Annotated in this window: 23 protein-coding genes; 10 read left to right on the top strand and 13 right to left on the bottom strand. The window is 47.4% G+C overall.

Going from position 1 to position 23,347, the window contains the following annotated elements:
- Positions 1–32: 32 nt before the first annotated feature.
- The gene (locus HP570_RS28130; protein ID WP_173627858.1) at positions 33–1,367 is read right to left on the bottom strand and encodes an ammonium transporter; all 1,335 of its coding nucleotides are present in this window, start codon (positions 1,365–1,367) and stop codon (positions 33–35) included.
- 190 nt (positions 1,368–1,557) lie between these two features.
- Here HP570_RS28130 and HP570_RS28125 point away from each other — a divergent pair, with 190 nt between their 5' ends.
- Both HP570_RS28125 and HP570_RS28120 read left to right on the top strand, forming a co-directional pair.
- Positions 1,558–2,382: a MerR family transcriptional regulator gene (locus HP570_RS28125; RefSeq protein WP_173627857.1), complete on the top strand. Its 825-nt coding sequence runs from the start codon at positions 1,558–1,560 to the stop codon at positions 2,380–2,382.
- A gap of 80 nt (positions 2,383–2,462) precedes the next feature.
- The gene (locus HP570_RS28120) at positions 2,463–3,602 is read left to right on the top strand and encodes an agmatine deiminase family protein (RefSeq protein WP_173627856.1); all 1,140 of its coding nucleotides are present in this window, start codon (positions 2,463–2,465) and stop codon (positions 3,600–3,602) included.
- Positions 3,603–3,671: 69 nt separating this feature from the next.
- Here HP570_RS28120 and HP570_RS28115 read toward each other — a convergent pair whose 3' ends face one another.
- The 4 genes from HP570_RS28115 to HP570_RS28100 all read right to left on the bottom strand — a co-directional run bounded on the left by HP570_RS28115 (position 3,672) and on the right by HP570_RS28100 (position 6,739).
- A complete protein-coding gene (locus tag HP570_RS28115; protein WP_173627855.1) occupies positions 3,672–4,910 on the bottom strand; it encodes an MFS transporter in 1,239 nt (412 codons plus the stop codon).
- Positions 4,911–4,989: 79 nt separating this feature from the next.
- Positions 4,990–6,165, bottom strand: a complete 1,176-nt coding sequence (locus HP570_RS28110) for an MFS transporter (RefSeq protein ID WP_173627854.1) — start codon at positions 6,163–6,165, stop codon at positions 4,990–4,992.
- 75 nt (positions 6,166–6,240) lie between these two features.
- Positions 6,241–6,531, bottom strand: coding sequence for an ArsR/SmtB family transcription factor (locus HP570_RS28105; RefSeq protein ID WP_012684642.1), 291 nt, complete (start codon positions 6,529–6,531; stop codon positions 6,241–6,243).
- 49 nt (positions 6,532–6,580) lie between these two features.
- The gene (locus HP570_RS28100; RefSeq protein ID WP_173627853.1) at positions 6,581–6,739 is read right to left on the bottom strand and encodes a hypothetical protein; all 159 of its coding nucleotides are present in this window, start codon (positions 6,737–6,739) and stop codon (positions 6,581–6,583) included.
- A gap of 134 nt (positions 6,740–6,873) precedes the next feature.
- Here HP570_RS28100 and HP570_RS28095 point away from each other — a divergent pair, with 134 nt between their 5' ends.
- Positions 6,874–7,233 carry a toprim domain-containing protein gene (locus HP570_RS28095; protein WP_173627852.1) on the top strand — a complete coding sequence of 120 codons (360 nt, stop codon included), beginning with the start codon at positions 6,874–6,876 and terminating at the stop codon, positions 7,231–7,233.
- Between the two features lie 64 nt (positions 7,234–7,297).
- Positions 7,298–7,504, top strand: a complete 207-nt coding sequence (locus HP570_RS28090) for a hypothetical protein (RefSeq protein ID WP_012684645.1) — start codon at positions 7,298–7,300, stop codon at positions 7,502–7,504.
- A 33-nt stretch (positions 7,505–7,537) separates the two neighbouring features.
- Here the strand turns inward: HP570_RS28090 and HP570_RS28085 are convergent, their stop codons facing one another.
- Positions 7,538–8,317 carry an undecaprenyl-diphosphate phosphatase gene (locus HP570_RS28085; protein ID WP_064202330.1) on the bottom strand — a complete coding sequence of 260 codons (780 nt, stop codon included), beginning with the start codon at positions 8,315–8,317 and terminating at the stop codon, positions 7,538–7,540.
- A gap of 190 nt (positions 8,318–8,507) precedes the next feature.
- Here HP570_RS28085 and HP570_RS28080 point away from each other — a divergent pair, with 190 nt between their 5' ends.
- A complete protein-coding gene (locus HP570_RS28080) occupies positions 8,508–9,428 on the top strand; it encodes a CvfB family protein (protein WP_041749254.1) in 921 nt (306 codons plus the stop codon).
- Positions 9,429–9,502: 74 nt separating this feature from the next.
- On the opposite strand, the gene HP570_RS28075 is transcribed toward HP570_RS28080, so the two are convergent.
- From HP570_RS28075 to HP570_RS28065, 3 genes are read right to left on the bottom strand one after another with little or no spacing between them, the layout of a single operon-like run.
- Complete coding sequence (locus HP570_RS28075) at positions 9,503–11,449, bottom strand: TRAP transporter permease (protein WP_173627851.1); 1,947 nt, start codon at positions 11,447–11,449, stop codon at positions 9,503–9,505.
- The gene (locus HP570_RS28070; RefSeq protein ID WP_173627850.1) at positions 11,409–11,981 is read right to left on the bottom strand and encodes a DUF1850 domain-containing protein; all 573 of its coding nucleotides are present in this window, start codon (positions 11,979–11,981) and stop codon (positions 11,409–11,411) included. The genes HP570_RS28075 and HP570_RS28070 overlap by 41 nt, the downstream gene beginning before the upstream one ends.
- Positions 11,982–11,987: 6 nt before the next feature.
- Complete coding sequence (locus HP570_RS28065) at positions 11,988–12,995, bottom strand: TAXI family TRAP transporter solute-binding subunit (RefSeq protein ID WP_041749255.1); 1,008 nt, start codon at positions 12,993–12,995, stop codon at positions 11,988–11,990.
- A gap of 167 nt (positions 12,996–13,162) precedes the next feature.
- Here HP570_RS28065 and HP570_RS28060 point away from each other — a divergent pair, with 167 nt between their 5' ends.
- The 3 genes from HP570_RS28060 (at position 13,163) to HP570_RS28050 (ending at position 16,567) form a co-directional block, all read left to right on the top strand.
- The gene (locus tag HP570_RS28060) at positions 13,163–14,446 is read left to right on the top strand and encodes a sensor histidine kinase (RefSeq protein WP_173627849.1); all 1,284 of its coding nucleotides are present in this window, start codon (positions 13,163–13,165) and stop codon (positions 14,444–14,446) included.
- A 4-nt stretch (positions 14,447–14,450) separates the two neighbouring features.
- Positions 14,451–15,389 carry a response regulator gene (locus tag HP570_RS28055; protein ID WP_173627848.1) on the top strand — a complete coding sequence of 313 codons (939 nt, stop codon included), beginning with the start codon at positions 14,451–14,453 and terminating at the stop codon, positions 15,387–15,389.
- Between the two features lie 122 nt (positions 15,390–15,511).
- Positions 15,512–16,567, top strand: coding sequence for a tetraprenyl-beta-curcumene synthase family protein (locus HP570_RS28050; protein ID WP_173627847.1), 1,056 nt, complete (start codon positions 15,512–15,514; stop codon positions 16,565–16,567).
- An 11-nt stretch (positions 16,568–16,578) separates the two neighbouring features.
- Here the strand turns inward: HP570_RS28050 and HP570_RS28045 are convergent, their stop codons facing one another.
- Positions 16,579–16,752, bottom strand: coding sequence for a YlaF family protein (locus HP570_RS28045; RefSeq protein WP_007722723.1), 174 nt, complete (start codon positions 16,750–16,752; stop codon positions 16,579–16,581).
- Positions 16,753–16,871: 119 nt separating this feature from the next.
- Between HP570_RS28045 and HP570_RS28040 the strand changes: the two genes are divergently transcribed.
- The gene (locus HP570_RS28040) at positions 16,872–17,492 is read left to right on the top strand and encodes a PilZ domain-containing protein (RefSeq protein ID WP_173627846.1); all 621 of its coding nucleotides are present in this window, start codon (positions 16,872–16,874) and stop codon (positions 17,490–17,492) included.
- Between the two features lie 519 nt (positions 17,493–18,011).
- Here the strand turns inward: HP570_RS28040 and HP570_RS28035 are convergent.
- From HP570_RS28035 to HP570_RS28025, 3 genes are read right to left on the bottom strand one after another with little or no spacing between them, the layout of a single operon-like run.
- Complete coding sequence (locus tag HP570_RS28035) at positions 18,012–19,268, bottom strand: MFS transporter (RefSeq protein WP_173627845.1); 1,257 nt, start codon at positions 19,266–19,268, stop codon at positions 18,012–18,014.
- Between the two features lie 57 nt (positions 19,269–19,325).
- Positions 19,326–20,465, bottom strand: coding sequence for a winged helix-turn-helix domain-containing protein (locus tag HP570_RS28030; protein WP_173627844.1), 1,140 nt, complete (start codon positions 20,463–20,465; stop codon positions 19,326–19,328).
- Positions 20,456–22,186, bottom strand: coding sequence for a sigma 54-interacting transcriptional regulator (locus HP570_RS28025; RefSeq protein WP_173627843.1), 1,731 nt, complete (start codon positions 22,184–22,186; stop codon positions 20,456–20,458). Before HP570_RS28025 ends, HP570_RS28030 begins: the two co-directional genes overlap by 10 nt.
- 201 nt (positions 22,187–22,387) lie before the next feature.
- On the opposite strand from HP570_RS28025, the gene HP570_RS28020 reads away from it, so the two are divergent.
- Positions 22,388–23,308, top strand: coding sequence for a proline dehydrogenase family protein (locus tag HP570_RS28020; protein ID WP_173627842.1), 921 nt, complete (start codon positions 22,388–22,390; stop codon positions 23,306–23,308).
- Positions 23,309–23,347: the final 39 nt, after the last annotated feature.

Genomic DNA, 23,347 nt, shown 5'->3' with positions numbered 1-23,347 from the left:
AGGAGTCAGCATTCCGTATTTTTTCCACTTGTTCAGGTGAGAAAATGAGAGGTGCTGCTTTGAGTAGATCCAGTCGGTCGTGCGCGTTCAGGCTGGAGTAGTTCGGGATAGCCGTATCCCCCGTGTTCGCTAAGGTCAAGACCAACCACCTCCTCCTCTTCAGTGACTCGCAGGCCAATGGTTACTTTTAACACATACAAAATGATGAAGGCTACTACGAAAACGTAGAGCGCAGAGCCAGCCAAGCCCAACGCCTGAACCCCTAGCTGATGCAGACCGCCACCATAAAACAGCCCAGGACTGCCTACGCCGACCTTTTCGACAAGCTCCGGGGTAGCGAATAAGCCCGTGGACAACGTTCCCCATATACCAGCCACCCCATGCACGGAAAAAGCGAAGACAGGATCATCAATCCCCATGCGGTCAAACCAAATAGATGTATAAAATGTTAGAATACCTGACACAGAACCAATCACGACAGCTGCCCACGGATCGACAAACGCGCAGGATGCTGTAATCGCGACGAGAGCTGCGAGGACGCCGTTGAGCATGCTTGGAATATCTGCTTTTCCCATGACGATCCAGGAGATAGCAAGAGCGGCGACAGCGCCCGCTGCGGTAGCGAGATTGGTAGTGACAGCGATATAGCCGAAAAATCCAGATGTGCTGCCGAGCGTGGAACCAGCATTAAAGCCGAACCAGCCGATCCAGAGAAACAGGACACCTAGCACAGAGTAGACTTGGTTGTGACCTGGAATCAGATTGGAGCTGCCGTCGCGATTGTATTTTCCAATGCGGGGTTTCAAAAGGATAGTGGCGACGAGTGCGACGATGGCGCCTTGAAGGTGGACAACCGTAGAACCAGCGAAGTCTTGCATCCCGAGCTGCGCCAACCAACCACCGCCCCATACCCAGTGACCGACGACAGGGTAGATGAGGACAGTAAATAGTACGCTGAACAGAAAATAAATGGATAGCTTGGCGCGTTCAGCAAAACCGCCCCAGGCGATCGCGAGTGAAACGGCTGCAAAAGCGAGCTGAAAGAGGAAGAGAATCGAGATAGGTACAGTTGCAACGGAAAAAGCGGAGAAAGCGTCTTTTTGCATGCCGTCAAAAAAGAATCCGGAAAGTCCAATGAAAGAGTTCCCGTCTCCAAAGGTCAGCCCAAAGCCGAACGCCCAAAAGGCAATCGAGCAGATGCCGAAGGTAAGGACCGTTTTGCCTGCGACGTGACCGGCGTTTTTCATGCGAGTAGAACCGGCTTCCAGCAGGGCGAATCCAACCTGCATGAGAATGACCAGAATGGCCGAGACCATGACCCATGTGGCGTCAATGGCAGACGAGAGACTTGCGACAGTAGGTTCCATCCATCCACCTCTTTTCTGTGTCAGATAACCTGACACTGATTTATTTATGTCAGATTATATGACATGAAAATTTCGGATGCAATTGTTTTTTTGCAAATAATGAGAAAACATCGATTGAAGGCATCGGGAGGACTTCGATACGGAATGATATAATTACCTCTGATACCATCACAGAAGGTAAGGGAGAAATATGTACACAATTAGCAGATTTTCTCAGCTTTGCAAAATGAGTGCACGCATGTTGCGACATTATGACAAGGAAGAACTTTTGAAGCCCGTACATGTAGATACAACAAATGGGTACAGATACTATGAAAAGAGTCAATTAGAAACAGCCTTATTGATCAAGAAGCTGAAAGAATACAGATTTTCCCTGCCTGAGATTAAAGCGATCCTTCAGACTTCAGATAGGAAATTATTTATTGGATTGATCCACTCGAAAATAAATGAATTATCCAATGAGATGAATCGATATAGACAAATCATTACAGAAATGCAAGAGATGATTGAAAAAAAAGCGGATATCATTCGTGGGGAAAGAAGATCGTACGATATATTGTTGGGAATGAGAAACGAAGTAAGTGTCATCAGTCAAAGATTACAGATTCGTATTGCGGATATGGACAAGTCCATTGATTCTATGTACGCAAAGGCGGAAGAAAATCAAGTTCAGCTACTGGGCGCTCCGTCTGTTGTGTTTTTCGATGAAGAATTCGCCCCTGACCACAGCAATATGGAGCTGATGATCCCGATCCTAAATGGAGATGGCGTTGATTCATCAAACGAATGGCAAATTAAACAACTTCCCGAACAGTTTGTTGCGACTACTTTGCATTTCGGAAGTTATGACGATATCGGTTACGCCCATATGGCACTTGAGGAGTGGACAGATAGCAACGGCTACTGCTTGGAAGGTCCGCCTTACGAAACCTACTTGAAAGGCACAGAATGTGACTGTCCTGTCGAAGAATATGTGACGCAAATCTCTTTTCCGGTCATGAAGAAAGCCAAATAGTAACTGCTTGACCTTGACACTATGTCAAAGCTTATTCTACTTCTGCAAGAAAGCTTCTAGGACATGAGGGGATGATGAAATTGAATAAGTTCATGGTACTGTGCTCAGGGGTTGTATTAACGGCCGGGATTTTAATAGGGTGTATGCCAAGTAAAGCGGAGGAGAATCAAGGTGTGGAAAAACAATTCGTAGGCAAGTACACCATGCCTGATGAAAAAAGCAAGCATGAAGGTACGTGGTTACTATGGCCGCATAACTTTACGTATGGGAAAGGTTATCAAGAAGAGGTTGAGTCCATTTGGATCGAGATGACAGATGCCTTAAGTAAAGGGGAAAATGTCCATATTGTCGCCTATGATCAATACGAAAAGGACTATATTTATGATCTTCTGTACGAGGAAGGTAACCATATGGACAAAATTGACTTCTACATTGCGCCTACGGACGATGTATGGGCAAGAGACACTGCACCGATCTTTGTATACGACAAGGATAAGAACTTGAAAATGATGGACTGGGGATTTAATGGATGGGGGAAGAAAACGCCGTATAAAAAAGATGCATTACTTTCAAGCAAGCTAAGCAAGCAATCAGGAATGGAACGAATTGATTTGAATGATCTTGTGCTTGAAGGTGGAGCATTTGAACTGGATGGAAATGGTACATTTTTATCGACGCGCAGTGCTGTTACGAATAAGAATAGAAATCCCCAATTTTCAGAAGATGACATTGAGGAATATATAAAAGAGTACCTTGGTGCTACGAACTTTATTTGGTTAGATGGTGTGCCAGGTGAGGACATTACAGATTTTCACATTGATGGTTTTGCTAAATTCTATGATCAGTCAACCATCATTACGATGAATGAACATGATTTGGAAGAATGGGGTGTCCCGAATAAGGATAGAAAAACATTACTGCATGCAAAGAATGCTTTTGGAAAATCGTATCAGTATAAGTATTTACCAATAACGAAACACAATGTCGTTTTAAAGAATGGAAAGGACTTAGGATACAAAGGTTCCTATCTCAATTTTTATATTGGGAATACCGTTGTATTAGTTCCGAATTATAATGATCCGAATGACAAGGTCGCAAACGATAGCATCCAAAAACTCTACCCTGATCGTAAAGTGATTGGCATTGATGTAAGAGAGCTTTATAAATATGGCGGGATGATTCATTGTGTAACACAACAACAGCCAGTTGAAATGCCTTAAATCCGTACTGAAAAAGCCGGTGATTCCTTGAAGGAGGAAAAACCGGCTTTTTTGGTAGCAAAAAGTTACTTAAACAGAGGAGGATTGATGTTGTGCGGTTGGTTTTCGTTTTTCTATCAGGAAGCCAGTGAAGCTCATGGCAGCGAGGAATAGTCCACTGACGAGGAAAAGCTGTTCGACGGGCCATTTGCCCATCCAGATTGCACCGAGGCTGCTGGACAACGTCGAAAAGAAGGTGAGCACAAGCAAATTGATTGCGAATATCTTGCCTGTACTGTTGCTGGATGCTTTCATTTGAATCGCAGTCACGGTAGGAATGCCGATGAGCGGTCCCCCTATTCCTGAGACGGCAGCTCCGAGGAAAGCGGTCCAGGAAGCACTCCCTCCCATCATGAGTAAAAAGGACCCGCATGCCTGAAAAGACCACCCGATTAAAATGAGAAACAAATAGCGAGTAGAACTCATCCGGGTCATGTACAGACTCCCCAGCAAATTTCCGATTCCATAAAAACCAAACAGGATGGCTAATATACTTCCGTTGCCTTGTTGCATGCGTTCGGCTAAAAAGGGGTAGCCCACCGTATACGTGACCTGCCAAATGAGAAAGCCCATGTTGCCAAAGAGTAGGACCAACAGTAATGTTCGATTTCGCTTCAACTCTTGTACCCCTGAGGTAATATCACGGATGTACTGGCGAGGTGTCATTTTGACAGGGAAATGATTGGTCTTAGAGAGGCGAAGTGCTTGAAGAAAGAATACCGAGATGAGATAACTGCCTGCGTTGATAAAAAACAAGGTGGAAAGTGGCAAGAAAGAGGCGACAAGCCCGATTGTCATTGGCGCAATAATTCGAACTGTTCGCATGGTTGTATCCAAAATGGCGTTTGCCTGTCCTAGCTGATCCACGGGAACTGCTGATTTGATCGCCACAGTCCGGGCTGGTTGGAACAGACTGGAGAACAATCCTAACCCAAATTGGGCTATAAGAAAATACGAAAACTGCTCGATTCCCATCACTGTAAGGAAGCCAACGACGATCACCACGGCAATTCGTGAGAGGACAGCCATAACCATAAGCAGGCGTGGACTGTATCGGTCCGCAAGTACGCCACTAATGAGGAAAAACAGCAGGCCAGCAACCATCTCCGGAATGGCGAGGAGACTGAGCACCGTCCCTGATTTCGTTGCTTGAAGCAAATACCAGAGCAAGGCAAAGCTGTAGCACTGATCTCCAATGTTGGCCATCAATTGCGCTAGCCATAGCTTGAGAAACGACCCGTTTTTCCACAAAGATGAAGGCGAATCCATCTAACCCTCTCCGTTCTGCTGACTGCGATAAAATGAATTTGACCATAGCGTAGCAAGGCGGAGAGGGAAAGTAAAGGACTCAAGCTTGTGCGGTTACATGTAATTTACCTGTCCTCCAAACGAAGAGAAAATAGGCGATCAGAAAAGTGAAGGTGGCGAAGGTGCTGACCCCCACGAAACCAAAAATCGAATACAAACTGCCTGCGAAAGAAGAAGCAATGAAAGTTCCTATGTACATGCAAGCATTAGCCAAGCTCGATATGGTACCGCGCGAGGTGTCGGACAATGATTGCAAGTAACCCATCAGGACAGGCACCAGTACACCGCCGAAGCAATACATGAAGAAGAGGACAACCTGCAAAAGGCCGATTCCCGGTATGTAAGGCAAAACAAGATAGAGCAGGGCGCTGCCCAGAAACCCAACGGTCAAAATCGTACTTCTCTTCCAACGCTCGAGTAACCAACCGCTGAGTAAGCTACCAACGGTGTTGCCAAGCCCGATAACTAAAGTGATCAAGCCAATTTCAGTAACAGATTGCTGATATTGATCGGAAAGCCATACGCCATAGAATGAAAAGACTGCATAGACACCCGTCATGAAAACGAAATAGCCGATAAAGCTGCGTGAAGCTTGTGGCAGTCGCAACAGATCCTTGTAACGTGCAAAAATAGCGTTGGTGGTTCCAAGTCCGGGTATGGAGGTAGGAGGCAATAGATCAGGAAGTTTTCGGATGATGAGTACAAAAGCTCCGATAGAAGCAATTCCTACAGCCAAAAAAGGAAACGACCAATGATAAGCTGACAGAAAACTGCCGATAGGTACACCGATCACTTGGGAAACCGAAAGACCTGCCATGACAACCCCCATTGCTTTTCCGATACGAGCAGGGGGAAACAAAACAGGAATGGCGGCCCACACCTGCGGACCGATAAAGGCTGAACAGATCCCGGCAAGAAAGCGAAAGAAAAGCATCGCGGTGAAACTAGGTGCAAAGCCGCATGCAAGTGTGGAAAGGGCAAATCCGAGCATACCAACTGCCATCACATGTTTCCTATTTCGATGATCAGATAGCGGGCCGGCGATTAAAGCGGCTAAAGCAAATCCGAGAGCATAGGTTCCGATCAGCCAAGCTGCCTGATTAGTGGATACGTGATATAGCTCTCGCAAGGTTGGCAGCAGTGGGCTAATGATAAATGTATTCGTACCGATCAAAAACATGGTGAAGAAAAAGATCATCAAAAATAGGCGCTCCATAAAAAACTCTCCTCTTCGTTTTATAATTATATAGTTAAATAACTTTTGAACTAAAGAGCAAAAAAAGGATACCAATTATAAGGTATCTAAAAAGCCAGGCAGAATTTGATCAAATGTCTCTTTATAAATGCGCATGTACCGTGTTTGCCCCTCCTTTCTTACTTTGATCAGTCCTGCCTCTCGAAGTGTCTTGAAATGATAGGAGGCATTGGACTTGGAAGTATCGCAGGTCAAACCCACTTCTGTACAACTCAGCTCGTTGCTGGAATGATATAAGGCCTTTAAAATGGCTAGCCTTGTCTCATCTGCCAACGCTTTAAAAATCTTGATTCGCTTTTCGGTGAGTTCAAGTTGTTCAATATTCATAAAACTATCTTACTAGGGAAACGCTATCCAGGCAACCATTTCATTCCTTTTATTTTTTATTCTTTATGTTTTCGTTGTTGTGTTGGTGCTGATAGGAAGCGCCTTGGTTGTCTTCGGTATGCGTATCATCTGCAACGGTACTGCTGGTTAGCCCTGCTACGGCTAATCCTTTTTGATTCAGGTTTTTGGCGCTTTTGAATTTGGACATATTACTACCCCCTATTTGCTAATGGATGCTTACTTAAGATGTCTTGTTTCGCGGGGGAGTAGTCATCCTCATTTTCCTAGACGGCAGTTGAGGTATACTAAATAAAAAGGGTGCGTCAGGGAGGATGGGAGCGGATGGCAGGGTGTGTCATGATCGTGGAGGGGAAGACAGACAAAGAACGTTTGCTTCGGGTGCTGGCTGAGCCTGTCACGATTCTTTGTACGTACGGTTCCTATAGCTTGGAAAAAGGGGAGAAGCTGCTCGCTCAAACGGAAGTAGCAGATGCAGATGAGATATACCTATTTACTGATGAAGACGACAGCGGGAAAAAATTGCGAACGCATTTAAGTGAAGATTTTCCTGATGCAATCCATCTGCATACGCCGAAAATGTACAGAGAGGTTGCCGACACGCCTCTTTCGGTACTTGCAGAAATTTTGGAGCGAGCAGGCTTTGCAGTTATAGTGCCTCATCCTGATCTTGGAGAGTGGTAAGGGGATAAAACACCGTTCCATCGGCTATAACAGTAGTAAATGGAATGGTGGAGGTGCAAGGTAATTGCGTAGTTTGATGACATTTTTTAATCGAATGAACATTATGGTGTGGCTGGTGGGTATCTTTGTTGCTCATGCCGCGCTCTATCTGGTACTGGGGACGGCGACGTGGCTGGCTACCTCGCTTTTGGCAACAGCGTTCTACGGCGTTATTTTATTGGTAGGCAAATTAATTGCCAGCCGTTATCCAGACAAGGAAGAAAGCAGATGAAAGCCGGCGAGCAAGCAGCCGGCTTTTTTTGCATTACCAGCCCAAAAGCTGCATGAGTAAAATGAACCCACCCAATACCCAGACGTAGATGGCGAAGCCCTTCATCGAGCCTGTACTGATGATCGTAAGCATCCAGCGAATGGCAACATATCCAGCAAGTCCGGCAAACATGGTGCCCACGAGCATCGGGATCAATAAGGCTGTTTCAAGCGGTGTTTCTACGAGCTTGGCTGTTTGCAAGACACAAGCACCCAGAATCGCTGGCAAGGATATTAAAAACGAAAAGCGCGCAGCGTCAGCACGGTCGATCCCGCGTAGGAGAGCGCCGGCAATCGTCAGCCCAGAGCGGGAAATAGCAGGCAGGATCGCAGCACCTTGCAGTGTCCCGATGATCAGGGCGTCCGTGTAGTTGATTTCCTCGAATCGCCGATTTCCACGGCGCATGGACTCGACCGCCCAGAGGATCGCGCCTGTCGCAAGAAATTCCCACCCGATCGTAATGCCCGTCTGCGAGATTTCTTCAAAATAATCTTCAAAGGCGAGTCCGATCACTGCTGTAGGTATCGTACCTACGACTAATAGCTTTGTCAGCTTGCTCATCGGATTCATGATGATAAAACGAACCTGTGGCCAAAAGACGATAACGACAGCGATCAGCGTACCGAAATGAAGCATCGTGTCAAATAAAAGGCCGACCTCCTGCATACCAAACATTTTGCGAAACAGGACGAGATGACCCGTGCTGGATATCGGTAAAAATTCAGTCAAGCCTTGTACAATACCGAGAAAAATATGTTCAAGCAACAACAGCATAGGCAAGAGTCACTCCAGTCTTGAAAAAGTAGGGCCAAGCCAGTCTTACTGTCATATGTATGTCCGTGAATGGAAGACTTGCCTATTTCGTTGGGCATCGTTATTTTGTTAGAAAAAAGTTGTGGTATTTTCTTGCGGGAGATGGGTATAGTTAGTGTGCACAAAGGTAGAGAGCGAGGAAAAAATACATATGTACAAAAGACAAATGCGTGAAAAGCGTGAGCCCCAAATCATTCAGAACGGCAATTTGGCGGCAGGGATGACGCTTACCATGACGGTAGCGCGTAAAACAGAAATCGGCTATTTCTTGAGCGATGGCAAAGACGAAGTGTTTCTCCATGCCAATGAAGCGCACGAGCGTTTACATATCGATGATGAGGTCGAAGTGTTTTTGTACCATGATCACGAAAACCGATTGGCTGCGACCATGGACATGCCTCATGTCGGCATGGGTGAATACGGCTGGCTAGAAGTCGTGGACATTTCTCCGCGCATGGGTGTATTCCTGGACAATGGCATTAACAAGGACCTGCTCTTATTCATCGATGACCTGCCCAAGCATAGCGATGAATGGCCGCGTCCCAAGGATCAAATGCTAGTAGCGCTGAAGCAAGACAAGCTCGGCAGACTCTTGGCCAAGCCGGTCACGGAAAACGAAATCGTTAAGATCGCAGCAATGGCAGATGAGAGTATGAAAAACAAATCTGTCGAGGGTACGGTCTACAAAGTGATTCAAGCAGGTGCATTCCTGTTGACGGAGGACGAGCATATCCTTTTCATTCATCGTGATGAAATGGTGGGGCGTCTGCGCCTCGGACAAACGGTGCGCTGCCGCATTAGCTTTGTACGTGAGGATGGTCGTCTGAACGGTTCCATGAAAGAGCGCAAGGAAGTACAGTATGGCGAAGATGCGGACAAGCTGCTGCGCTATTTGATCAATCGTGACGGGGCTATGCCTTATACCGATTCGACGGAAGCGGATGTCATCCGAGAAAAATTCCAAATGAGCAAGTCCAGCTTCAAGCGAGCACTTGGCAAGCTGATGAAGGAACGCCGCGTGGAGCAAGTAGACGGCTGGACCAAAATCATTCAAAGCGAACAAGAAGAATAAATGAAGAAAACCCTCCTGGGCAAAAGAGCTTCCTGAAAACAGGAAACGAATGCTTGGGAGGGTTTTTGGTTTTTTTACAGTGTCGTTTGTACAGATTGCTTTTGCTTGCGGGCTTTGTAATACGACAGGGAATATACGAGTGCGATCAAAATAAATCCGGCGATATCCGTTTCAATTCCGGGGATGACCGCGAGCACGCCACCCGCAATGGCCAGGATTCGCTCCAGTACGTTTAGTTTGGACATCCAGTACCCGATCAATCCTGCTCCCACACCGATCATCCCAATTATAGATGTCAGCATGACCCAGATCGATTCCAGCAAGGTGGTATTAATGAGCAGCAAGGCTGGCGAGATGACGAAAATATAGGGAGCCATAAAAGCGGCGATCGATAGTCGCGTTGATTCTACACCTGTTTGGATCGGCTTTGACTTGGCAATGCCTGATGCGGCAAAGGCAGCAAGCGCAACTGGCGGAGTGATGTCTGCGACGATTCCGAAGTAGAAGGTAAACATGTGAGCCGCGATAGCAGGAACGCCCAATTGAATGAGCGCTGGAGCCGCGATGGTCGAAGTGATAATGTAGTTGGCCGTTGTTGGCGTTCCCATTCCCAAAATGAGCGATGCAATCATGGTAAAGAACAACGTAAGGAAAAGCTGACCGCCAGCCAGATCAATCAGACCATTTGCCAGCTTCAACCCAATCCCTGTCAACGTAATCGTACCGACAATGATTCCGGCACACGCGGTTGCAGCGACGACGCCAAGAGCCATTTTAGCACCTGAGGCAAGCGCTGCAAAAATATCAGCAATAGACATGCGGGTCTCTTTTCGGAAGGCTCCTACGACAATCGTAGAGACAATACCGATAATCGCGGAGCGCTCGGCTGATATGTTCATCATCAAGGCTGTAATAATGATCACGATGGGAAGGAGCAGGTACATTTTTTTCAAAACTTCTTTTTTGTTCGGCAGTTCTTCCTTCGAGAGTCCGCGTAATCCGAGTCGCTTCGCTTCAAAATGCGTCATAATCCAGATCCCTACGAAAAATAAAATCGCAGGAAGGATCGCTGATTTGGCGATTTCCAAGTAAGGAACACCGATGAACTCCGCCATCAAAAAGGCAGCAGCTCCCATGACTGGCGGCATGATTTGTCCCCCGGTAGAGGACGAGGCTTCCACCGCAGCGGCAAATTCGGAGCGATAGCCGAGCCGCTTCATCATCGGGATGGTAAAGGCACCAGAGGTAACGACATTGGCAACAGAGCTGCCGCTAATCGTCCCTTGCAGGGCGCTGGAAAAAACGGCTACCTTCGCCGGACCGCCGATACGTCTACCTGCAATGACCAGCGACAAATCGTTAAAATACTCACCGACGCCTGTTTTTTCGAGAAACGCACCAAACAGCACAAACAAAAAGATAAAGGTAGAGGAAACGGCGAGCGGAGTACCGAGAATCCCCTCCAGCGTGTAGTAGCTGTGTCCGATAATCCGCTCGACATCACTGCCGCGATGCTCCAAAAAGCCTGGCATGTAAGGTCCGAAGTAGGTGTATAAAAGAAAAATGGTGGCGATGAGGGCGATTGGAATTCCGACGACTCGTCGTGCAGCCTCGAGGACAAGCAAGACAGCAATACCGCCGACAACCATATCCATCGTCGTATAGTTGCCTGTTCGGGTCACAAGTCCCTCGTAGTCAATGACCCAATAGAGTGAGACGAAGACACCTAACAGGGCAAGAATTATGTTCACGATTCCGATTTTGTTATGCTTGCCTTTGGATGTCCCCGCATATAGCAGATAGACAAGGGCAAGCCCGAAGGCTAAGTGGATCGGGCGGTGAATCTGGGGAGGAAGCGTGAAGAAAAGCGTGCTGGATAATTGGTACAGGGAGAAAAGGACAAGTAGACCAAAGGAGATCCACCTCATGGGACCTGCGAGCTGGCGTGTGGCTGATTCTTTGTCGTATTGCGAGATCAGCTTATCCATCTCTTGCTGGTTTATATTTGTTGTTGTACTCATAGTGACCTCCTAACTCGCTCAAAATGGATCGCTTTTCTGCCTGAATCGTGATGGCTTCTCCCGGCTTGTCGATCAAGCTCAACGGAATATCCTGTCCAGAGAAAAGCAACGTATGATTAGCACGTACTTGCCCGATAAACAGCCGGAGGGCAGGAAAAGACCGCTGCATATTACGAATGTGGAATCGTCCATCGGCCAGAACCAGCTTCTCGCCAGGAGCCAATTCATTTTCCATGCCGATACCGTAGTCGTGAAAGCTCATCTCCGACAAAATAATTTGACCGTCTACAATCCGGTATTGCTCCTCGATTGTGGAGCGATGAATGGAATGAGTCCAGCGAATGCCAAAGGCTGCTTCATTCTGTATGCTGGCACTCCAAACTACTTGATTTGACTGTGTATCCCGGATAACCAGAGCGGGAAACAGTGGAGTGGAGATGCCTACATAAAAGACAGTGATGAGAAGAAAGAAGGAGAAAAGGCGGAACAACGTCCGCCCTCTTCCTTTTGTTACCGCCTGGATAAAAACCATCTGGCTTTACTTCACGCCTTTTTCGTCGAAGTACTTTTGTGCCCCCGGGTGAACAGGGATGCTGACGCCGTTCTTCACGTTCTCCAGCTTGATTTCCTTGGCTTTGGCGTGACCGAGCTTGTCGCTGTTCTCAAAGATCGCCTTTGTTACTTTGTACACGAGGTCTTCACTCAGATCGGAGCGAATCAAGAGCATCGATTTGACGGAGACGGTTGTCACTTCTTCAGGAACGGTTTGGTACGTATGGGCAGGGACTGTTGTTTTCACGTAGTAAGGATATTTGGCGATGATTGCATCGATTTTGTCCGCGTCAATGGGAATGATTTTTACACCAGTTGTCGCTGCCAGCTCCGTGATTGCTGCGGTAGGCGTACCAGCCGTTTGGAAGGCAGCATCTAATTGCCCGTCCTGAATGGCTTTGGCAGAGTCAGCAAAGGAGAGGCGCTGGAGCTTCGTATCTTCAAAGGTCATCCCGTATGCTTCCAAAATTTGCTGAGCGTTCACTTCTGTGCCGCTTCCCGGAGCGCCTACAGATACGCGCTTCTCTTTCAAATCGGCAACGCTTTTAATATTGCTGTCAGCAGAGACGACGATTTGGATGGTTTCATCGTAGAGAGCGCCCAATGCCTGGAAGGAATCAATTTTACCGTCTTGCTGGAACATGTTCGTTCCCTTTGACGCATACTCGGCAATGTCGTTTTGCGTAAAGGCGATGTCCGCCTTTTTATCGCGAATGAGGCGAATGTTTTCTGCTGAAGCGCCTGTGGCTTGGGCTGTAGCAGTGATCCCGGCGTTTTTCGTAATATGGTCAGCCATGCCGCCGCCGAGTGGGAAATAGGTGCCTCCTGTACCGCCTGTTGCAAGAATTAGTTGAGAGGGATCGGCGCTTCCTCCTGAGCTGGAGCTGCCTCCACCTGCCCCTCCTTGAGCAGAGTTCCCGCCACCACCACATGCCGTCATAAGCGACATGGACAGAAGCAGTGTAAGCGAGAGAAGAAAATGACGCTTCTTCAAGATAATTCCCCCTTAGTCTAAAAATTCTGTTTATATGGCTTTCTTCGGAATTGTAAGGAGAGGTCTATAAAAAACTACAAAATTCTATAGAAAAATATAGTAAACTAAGAAATAAACGTTAACGGCTTTTTGAACAATTTCATATGAGAAAGTGCGGGCAACATTTTATGAGAGAGAACATTTCAATTTTGCTGCTTATGCTCATTGCTGTCCCGATTGCCGGAGAGCTCAAATTTCACCCGTTTCAGGATGAGTTTCGGATTAGCTTTGGTACAACGGCTTTTTTCTTTTTTTTATTGTGGCTGCGTCCTTCTTTCTTGGCAGGGGTCATAACCGGATTAATTGTCGTTCTATTTAGAATAGTCTTGGATTTTTTATATGAGGATGTCTTTTCGCTTCTGGCTTCTTTTCAGATGCATTTCCCTGCATTTTGCTATTATGCTGCCTTTGCTTGTCTATTCTCGCTCTTTCGCGTTAATACGCTACATCATCGACCGCTTTGGGTGGGGCTGTTGGGGACAGTCGCAGAAATAGCAGCGAATTTGGTAGAGCTGTCCTTCCGTGCTGTGTCCTGGGAGGGAGTTTTTCAGTTGGAGGTTGTAGGGCCGATTGCTGTGATTGCATTGATACGCAGTTTTTTTGTCCTTAGTTTTTTCAATATGATTCAGCTGCGTCAGGCGAAATGGATGGAAAAGCAACAGCGTAATCGAAACGAGCAGATGTTGATGCTCATTTCCAATTTGTACGAGGAATCTGTTCTCCTAAAAAAGACATTGCATCAGGTTGAGGAAATCACACGCAGCTGCTATGAGCTGTATCGCGAGATGAACGAGGTGGAACAAAAGAATGGGACGAGCAAGCGTTACGCGAAGCGGTTGCTATCCCTTGCCGGACAAGTGCATGAAGTGAAAAAGGACAATCAACGCATATATGCTGGTCTTTCCAAGCTGATTTCTGACGAGAATGATCGAGACTATATGCCACTGGGCGAATTGATAGGGATCATTGTTCAGGGACAACGAAAGTACGCGAGACTATTGGAGAAGGACATCCAGTTTGAAACGAATGTGGAGGTGCCGTATCTCGCTTGCCACATTTACACGACACTTTCACTCATCAACAATCTGGTCGGCAACAGTGTTGAAGCGATCCGCGACCGGGGGATGGTATCGATCGTGGCTTCGATTGACGAGAGTCAGGGGTGGCTTCAGTTTGTCGTAACCGATGATGGTCCAGGCATTGTGGTGAAGGATAAAGAGCTCTTGTTCATGCCTGGATTCACGACCAAATACGACGTATCAGGCAGACCTTCCACGGGAATCGGACTTTCATACGTAAAGGAAATGACAGACAGTCTCCAAGGAATGATTGATTTATCCGAGGACTCATGCGGACAAACGACACAATTTTGCATTCGCTTGCCAATCGCAACTCTGATTCAGAAAGGGTGACCTCATGCGCTACTTCATTGTGGACGACGATCCTGCGATTCGATTCATGCTCGGTCAAATGATTGAGGATGCTGATTTGGGAGAGGTATGTGGGGAAGCAGAGGATGGCTCGCAAATTGACCACGATTTTTTGAATTGGAAGCAAGTAGACATTTTGTTGATTGATCTTTTAATGCCGAATCGAGATGGCATTGAAACGGTGCGCCATCTGAGGCATTTTACCGGAAAAATTGTCATGATCTCGCAAATCGAAACGAAGGAGATGATCGCTGAGGCGTATGCGACAGGGATCGAATACTACGTGACCAAACCGGTGAATCGCCTAGAGGTCATCAGTGTTCTGCAAAAGGTACGGGAACGCATATTGCTACAGCAATCCATTGAGGGTATTCAACGGTCACTTTCCGTCTTATCCGGCACGATTAACATGACGGCAGCTCCATCAAAAGATACATCGTATCCTGAAATGGGCATCTTATCTTCCGCACGGTTTCTCTTGACTGAACTGGGGATGATTAGTGAAAAAGGCAGCAAAGATTTACTCGACATGATGGAGTGGCTGTATCGCTGGGAGAAGGAAAGGGATGGAGAAGTGAATCTTCCTCCTTTACGCGATATTTTTTGGGCGGTTGCTGCCCGCAAGCTGGGGAAGGGAGTGACTGTCCTGATCCAAAAGGAAACGAAGGCCGCTGAGCAGCGCGTACGCAGAGCTATTTGTCAGGCATTAACCCATCTGGCTTCCCTCGGGCTGACCGATTACAGTCATCCTAAATTCGAGAGCTACGCGACCACATTCTTCGATTTTACCGAGGTGCGAAAGCGCATGCTGGAGCTGGAGAATCAAATGGAAGCGACGATCTCTTCTACGCGTATCAATACCAAGAAGTTTATTTTTGTACTCTACATGGAGTCAAAAAGGCGAATTGGTGTATTTCAGTGCTGATTTTTGGAGTGGGCATCCAAATGTGATAAGATATTTCTATTGGTCATGAGCGAGGGCTTCGATGTAAGCTGGTAAAAGCTTTGGAATGCCTCCGTTTTACATTTGTTTTGGGAGGGAAGAAAGTGAGCGAACTACGTAATCCATGGCAGCTACTTTACCGAGTCTATCGTCATGTGCAACCTGTTCTGGAGCGGGAGTTTGCGGCCTGGTATAAAAGAGCGCAGGCGATTCCCAATCCCGAGCTGAGAAAACAGGCACAAGACAGCATGGACTCCAAAAAGTTTCACTGCCAAGGGGGATGTGTCTATGCAGCACAGGTCATCCCGCAAGTAGAGACAATTGTTCCGCTGATTGTCGCCTACCAAACAATCAGCGACTACTTGGATAATCTGTGTGATCGCAGCACGTCACTAGATCCGCAAGACTTCCGTCAGCTTCACGTGTCGATGCAGGATGCATTGACACCAGGTGCGCCCTTACGCGACTATTATTTGTACCGTGAGGATAAGGATGACGGCGGCTTTTTGGCTGGGCTGGTTCAGACCTGTCAACAGCATGTCGCACAATTGCCAGCCTATGAAAAAATCCAGGCAAAGATACTCGAGTTTTCTTGTTTGTATAGCGATTTGCAAGTATATAAGCACATTGCTCCCCATTTGCGCGAGGATCACCTGTTGACGTGGTGGGATCAGTACAAAGACCGCTATCACGATTTGCACTGGCAAGAATTTGCTGCTGTCACAGGCTCGACTATCGGGATATTCGCTCTTTTTTGCTTGGCGACTGATCCTGATGTAGGGGAGGAGCAAATACAGACAGTAAGTGAGGCTTACTTTCCGTGGCTGTGCGGGTTACATATTTTATTGGACTATTTAATTGACCTGGAAGAAGATAAAATGGGTGGAGATTTAAACTTCGTGAGCTATTACGATTCGGAACGGATAGCGACTGAACGCTTGAAGCTTTTCATAAAACAAGCAAAGGCAAGCGTTAAACGCTTGCCAAATCCTGCATTTCACCGTATGATCGTGGACGGGCTAGTCGCGTTTTATCTCGCGGATCGCAAGGTAAACCGGAGCCAGCCACACATTTATACTATCGCTAGACAACTGCTGAAGCAGGCAAAGGGCTTGCCCTCTGTCCTGTTTTATGTGAACAGTTTACTTGTACGGCGATAACGGAGAAGAGGTTAGCGCATATGCTTGCGCTTGTACGAAAAGCCAAATCCCATCAACGAGAAGGCAACAACGATACAGCCAAGGATACCAAGGGGACTTTTTTCCCCAATGGCAATGCCAACTCCGATGAGACAGGCGGTTACCAAAAATGCCAAAGCCAGTGTTACCAATTGATAACGATTCATCGGTCTGTAACCTCCTATCTGTCAATGTTCCCATTATACCTTATTTTCCGCGAAAAGCATCCAGGTAAAGATTTCGGAAATCCCGGTAATATATTTGTGCGAAGTGGTGGAGAACGCAGATGGAAAGCATAATACAAATTAGAAAAGGGAATCGAGTGATAGAAGGTCATGTTACCTATGAAGAAGGGGACTTGATCGAAGCCGTATTTCCCAGCCCATTGGATGTCACAGTAGGGGATCAGCTCCCCTGTCTATTGACGGCTGACTATGAAACAATCAATACGTTTGAAGCCGTAGTCGTGGCTAAAGACAAAAATCGCTTATTTTTGTTCCACTCTCCAACAGCTGCTGAGTTTCGGGAGCAGCGCAGACGCTATCCCCGTTTCGACATGGAGGTTAGGGGTTGGATCCAGTATCCGACGCAGGAGCCAGACTCATTTTTTTCCGTCTATAGTCAAATGGTGTACTTGGTGAACTTGAGCCTGGGAGGCTTGGCATTCCGCTCAGACAAACAGATTCCCGCGGATCAGCACATTGTCTTTTCCTTTGAATTGTATGGTCGCAATCGCCCGGACGGGGTAGTAAAAACTGATTTGGTTATCATTCATGAGCGAATAGAGGGACCGAATTATTTTTATGGCTGTACGATCAAAGGAATCAATGCCCGTCATTTTCACAATTTGCGAAAGTACATTTTGCATCGACAAATCGAGGAACGAAGACAAGTGAAAATCGAGTAGGTCTTTTCGTTAATTGGTTCAATGGGGACCAATTTTTTTTTTGCCTTTTTGGTGGTGAGTTTGGAGGGGCTGTAGGGGAGGGAAGAAGCGGATTTCCAGTCTACGCTTCGGCCTACGCCCTGCCGGGAGGCGGGGACTGTTCGCTACGGAATGAATGTTGGGAGCGCCTCAAAAGTAGAGGTTCGAGGATGACATCTCAGAGGTTGAGGCTGAAAACCCCCGACATTCATTCCTTCGCTGGGTAGGGCTCCAGAGGCGCTTGGACTGGAAATCCGCTTCTTCTACGCGGCTTCAGTTAACATTTGAAAAGGCATCAAAGAGGGAAAAGGACAAAGAAAAACAAAGAGAAACGGAAAGACCTCTGTGATAAATCAAATCGGTCCGGCTCATTGTCCCTATGTTACGACAGGCCGGTCATTTCTGGTGAACAGCAAAAAGAGGGGATGAAAACCCCCTCCTGCAAAGCGGTAATACGACATTGGCACCTAGACGCTATTCAACAGAGAAGAGACGATAAATTTATCCGGCTCGTTCCGATCCAGCTGTAGCTGTCGCGACAGTCACGTCTTTTGTTCGTTTCCCCCAAATCCAGCGCTGTAAGAGGACAGCGCCTCCGCCAATCGCAGCGATTAACATTCCGACCCATAAAAAAGCGGTGTTTGGACCCCAGATGGTCATAATGACGCCTCCGAGCAACGGAGCAATAATGAAAGTCGCACTCGTCAATGAATCGATAATTCCCCTCACGCGGCCGAGCGCTTGCGGGGGGCTTTCTTTTTGTACCAAATAATTGGCTCCGACCGAAGTCAGACCCGTTCCGACTCCAGCCAATAAAGCAGCAATCAGCAGCCAATACATGCCATCACCCGGCTGGAAAAATCCAATCCACGAAAAACTAATTCCGATGAGCAAAACGCCACCGCCCAGCACCCATCCATAAGAACGGATTTCTTTTAAGCGATGGAGCCAGGTGACGGTGACAAGTGCGCCTAATCCAATGACACTGACTGTAAACCCGAGCATTTCGGGATTGTCGGGCAGCTTCTCGCGGAAGATCACGGGAAACTGTGTATCCGCCAACTGAATCGCCAACGAGGTAATGATTGCGAAGATCGTGCTGTACAACAGGACACGGTTTTGCAAAAAGATCCGCCAGCCCTCTTGCCATGCTTGACGGTAAGGGAGAGGCTGCTCTTCTACGGATGGACGAGACAACGTTTTCTCCACTTTACGAATCGTGAACAGAAATCCAGTAGAGAGGAGAAATGTCGAAGCATTAATCATGAGACAAATGGCGGGTTCAAAAACGGCCGCTACCAATCCTCCGGCAAGTGGACCGATCAATTTCCCCATCTGGTATACGGCTCCATTCAAGGCAGAGGCTTGTAACAATTGATTCTCAGGTACGATTTGACGCGTCAAGGTCTGTTGTGCTGGATCGTTGAAGACAGAGGCACCTGAACGCAGGGCAATGACTACCAGGAACCAGAACGGATTCGGCATGACAAGCAGGAGCAGAGTGAAAGCAGCCTGCATGATATTCATGGACATGATCATCCGAACCTTGTTCACGCGGTCTGCAAGTACCCCGGCAAACTGTCCGAGCAAAATGCTTGGAGCTGCATAGGCAACGGGCAGCAGGGCCATCGTCATCGGATCAACCTTCCACACAAACCCCAACAGGATGGATACCGCTATAAAATCAAACCAATCGCCAAGCGTAGACAGTCCGTAAGAGACGAACAGCGTGCGAAACGTTCTATTTTCTTTTAACAAAAAAATCCCTCCATCGATCTGTTAACTCGATGATAAAAGGGATTTGTCAGAGGAATATCAGATAGTGGATGAGATGATGGCACGAATTTTTTTCTGCAAGTAGTCGAACTTGTACTCTTCGGATAATTCTGTCCAGATTTTCTGGTATTTGCGCTCCCATTCTCGGTCGTAGCCGAAGTCTTTCAAGAACGACAAGATCATTTTTGCGCCATAAATGAGATGGGGGACGAACTTGGTGCTTCGTAAGACCTCCAGACCTTCATCGACCAAGCGGCGCGCCTTGGCAAGCTCCTGTCGATGGTACAGACAAAGACCTCGCGTAATAGTAAAGCTGCCGAGTTCACGCTGCATAGGGAGTTCTTGCAAGATCTCCTCAGAGCGTTGAATGACCTTCTCAGCCACTTCAACCTCACCCATGAGCAGATACAAGAGGGCTTCTTCCGCTTGAAAAAAGAGTTGAAAGCCGGGTGAATTGACTCGCTCAACAACCTCCATGGCAGGAAGCAGCTGTTTTTTTGCTCGCTCCCATTCTTTGGCTTGGGCGTAGACACAGATTGCGGTGATTTGCATCTCATCCTGATAATTTTTAGGCATACTTTTCGCGTTTTTCAGAGCCCATTGTAAAATTTCTAATGTTTTTTGCGAGTCAATTTCTGTCATACGGTATAAATGAAACAAATAAAACAGCTTGTCGGAGAGGGAAGTTTTATCCTCGACAAACCAGCCGAAGTCACCGCCAACAAACCGCAAATAGGTAGCATAAAAAGAGTCCATCTGGAAGCCAAGCACTTGCTGATTCGCATAGAGTGTCTGCAAAGCGGCCCCCATACCCATGCCGTGGTAGGTGGTTAGCATCCTCTGGATGTTCTCTGAGAAATCACTGGTTAATACGGATGGACTAGGCGATGGCTGCTCTTTTAGCGTAAGCCGATAGCCGACTCCTCGGACCGTATCAATCGTGAGCAGATGAGACCACTTTTGCAGTTTTTTCCGCAAGCGGTATATGTGATCGTCGACAGTACGGTCAGTAGGCTCTTCCAGCGGCCAGACGCGATCTAGCAAATCACTCCTTGAAAAGGCCCGGTTTTTCCATGTGTACAGATATTGAAACAAGGCGTATTCCTTTGGCAAAAGGACAATCGTTTCCCCAGCATAATGGATTTGATACGTATCATCCGACCATGTTATCAATCCCATTTGAAAGACTCCTCGTTTATATTGAACTTCTTCATTTTATTGTAAAGGGTGCCACGAGATACGCCGAGCAGCTCGGCTGCTGCTTTTTTGTTGCCGTATGTGCGCTCCAACGCTGCCAGAATGCGCTCCTTTTCGTTCGCAGGTGAAGAAGGGTACGCAATCGACGGACGGATGATGGGCGGCGGTGTCGTAGTCGGCGGTCCATACGTTCCCCCCATCGGCGTGTGCAGAGAGACGTGTGTGGGTTCTGTGTGACTGCGAATGACAGACGGCAGATGCTCAGGCAAAATTACGCCGTTTTCTTGCAGGATCGACAGACGTTCAATGACGTTGCGAAGCTGGCGGATGTTCCCAGGCCAAGTGTACTCGAACAACGCTTGCATGACTTCGGGAGAGATGCGTGGTACGGATTGGTCATGGGCCACGGAATACTCATGAATGAAAATTTGCACGAGCTCTGGCAAATCCTCACGTCGTTCGCGCAGTGGCGGGATTTCCAGAGAAAAGACGTTCAGCCGATAATACAGATCCTCGCGAAAACGACCGTCTGCAACCATTTGCTCCAGCTGTCTGTTTGTCGCCGCTACGATCCGTGTATTGACGGTGATCGGTTCTGTTCCGCCAACGCGGTAAAACTGTCGTTCCTGCAAGGCGCGAAGCAGTTTTACCTGCAATTCTAGGGGGAGTTCTCCTATTTCATCGAGGAAAATCGTCCCGCCATGCGCCAGCTCCAGCTTGCCAGGCTTGCCTTTTTTCTCGGCTCCAGTAAAAGCACCGCCCTGATAACCAAACAGCTCACTTTCGAACAGTGCAGCAGGAATGGCACCGCAGTTGATCGCAATAAAAGGCTTTTCATGTCGGCGACTTGCTTGATGAATGGCTTGGGCAAACAGCTCTTTCCCAACGCCGCTTTCTCCATAAATCAGCACAGTCGCATCCGTCTGCGCCACTTTTTTAGCGGAACCAATAGCGGATTGAATCGAGGCGGAATGACCTTTGATTGCGTAAAAAGGATCGTCTGCTGCCTGAAACCGACTCATCTCTTGCTGCAAATTATGGAGATGGGCCGTCGTATGTGCTAATTCTTCATTGAGACGAACCAGCTCGGTAATATCCTGTTCGATGGAAATCGCGCCAATAATCTCACCCTCACGGCGAATCGGTGCCGCATTAATGAGTACATGGCTATCAGGACGAGGAATGTGATAGACACGTTGAACAGATGTCCCTTGGCGCAGCGCATCGAGCAGGCGAATCGATTCACTCGCGAAGTGCTCATCGAGCGAGGTTCCGACAACTTGAGCGCGATCGATTTCATAAATTGTTTCTGCTGCCCGATTCCAGTGTTGGACGACATTGCGGGAGTCTACGATTGTGACAGCCTCACTCATCGTATCCATCAAGGTACGGAGCAGGGCAGACTGGTTTTGGGTCAACACGACAAAGGCAGTCATGAGCTGGTATGGCTCAACCATTCCCGTAGGAGTGCCATGTTCATCCACGATAACGATTGCTGGCAGATCGGAAAGAGCTAAGCCAGCGACAATGTGGCTAATGGATTGTTCGAGCGTAGTTGTAGAAGCGACGACGACTACTCTGCCCTTTCGTTCTTTATCCACCCATTCACCCACAGTTTCTCCTGTGCGTATTTTGACAATATCAGGTGGAATCGGAATCGCAAAGGAAGAGAGCGTACTGTCCAACGAAAATAATGGTTTCAAATTGTCACCTCTTATCCAAACTAACAGGGAAAGGAATGGTTCCTGTTGTACATCTAATCAGAAGTGTACAAGAATAGACATGTAATGTACATATGTGTTAAATGCGTCAGAGAGACATCACGATAGCGCTTACGTGAAATAGTTGGCACGATTCATGCTTGTAGAAGTGGACAGAGTACGTTGAGGAGGAGACAGTCAACGATGGAACAAGCGATGAAGGATTTCTTTCTATTTTTATCCAAAAACAAAACCTTAAATTCTGCCGCAAAAAAGTGGGGCCTGCGCTTTGGAGCGAGCCGCTTTGTATCTGGTCAAACAATCGCGGAGGCAATCAACGCCGTACGCAAGCTGAACCAGCAAGGTCTGGTATGCACGCTGGATCACTTGGGCGAATTCGTGTTCAGCGTAGAGGAAGCAAACGAATCTGCTGACTATTGCATCAAAACGCTGGATGCGATCCACCAATCTGGTGTCGATTGCAATCTTTCGTTGAAAATGACTTCGCTTGGTCTGGATATCAGCCGTGAGCTTTGCATGGACAACATGAAACGCATTTTGGATTCGGCTAAGAAAAACGGAAACATTTTCGTTCGTATCGACATGGAGGACTACGCACACAATCAGGTGACCATGGAGATTTTGAACGAATTACTGCAAGAGTACGACAACGTCGGAACCGTTATTCAGGCGTATCTCTACAAAGCATCGGACGATATCGACAGCTTGAAGGACAAAAAAGTGAACTTCCGTCTCGTAAAAGGAGCATACAAGGAGTCTCCTGAAGTCGCTTACCCGAACAAGCCAGATGTAGATGAGAACTACAAAAAAATCATCAAGCAGCATCTGTTGAATGGCGGGTACGCTGCTGTGGCAACTCATGATGACAACATCATTGATTTTGTGAAAAAGCTGGAAAAGGAACACAGCATCCCGCGCACACAGTTTGAATTCCAAATGTTGTATGGTATTCGTACGCAGTCCCAAATTGACTTGGCTCGCGAAGGCTATAAAATGCGTGTTTATGTACCGTACGGAAACGACTGGTACGGATATTTCATGCGCCGTTTGGCAGAAAGTCCAGCAAACGTAAAATTTGTTCTCAAAGGGATGTTTACGAAATAAGTTTTGCGAAGTATACTTGACACCTTCGGAGATTCTCCG

This window comes from Brevibacillus sp. RS1.1, assembly GCF_013284365.1.
Lineage (GTDB): Bacteria > Bacillota > Bacilli > Brevibacillales > Brevibacillaceae > Brevibacillus > Brevibacillus brevis_D.
The sequence above is the reverse complement of the archived record's forward strand: the minus strand, read 5'-3'. Positions and strand labels throughout refer to the sequence as shown.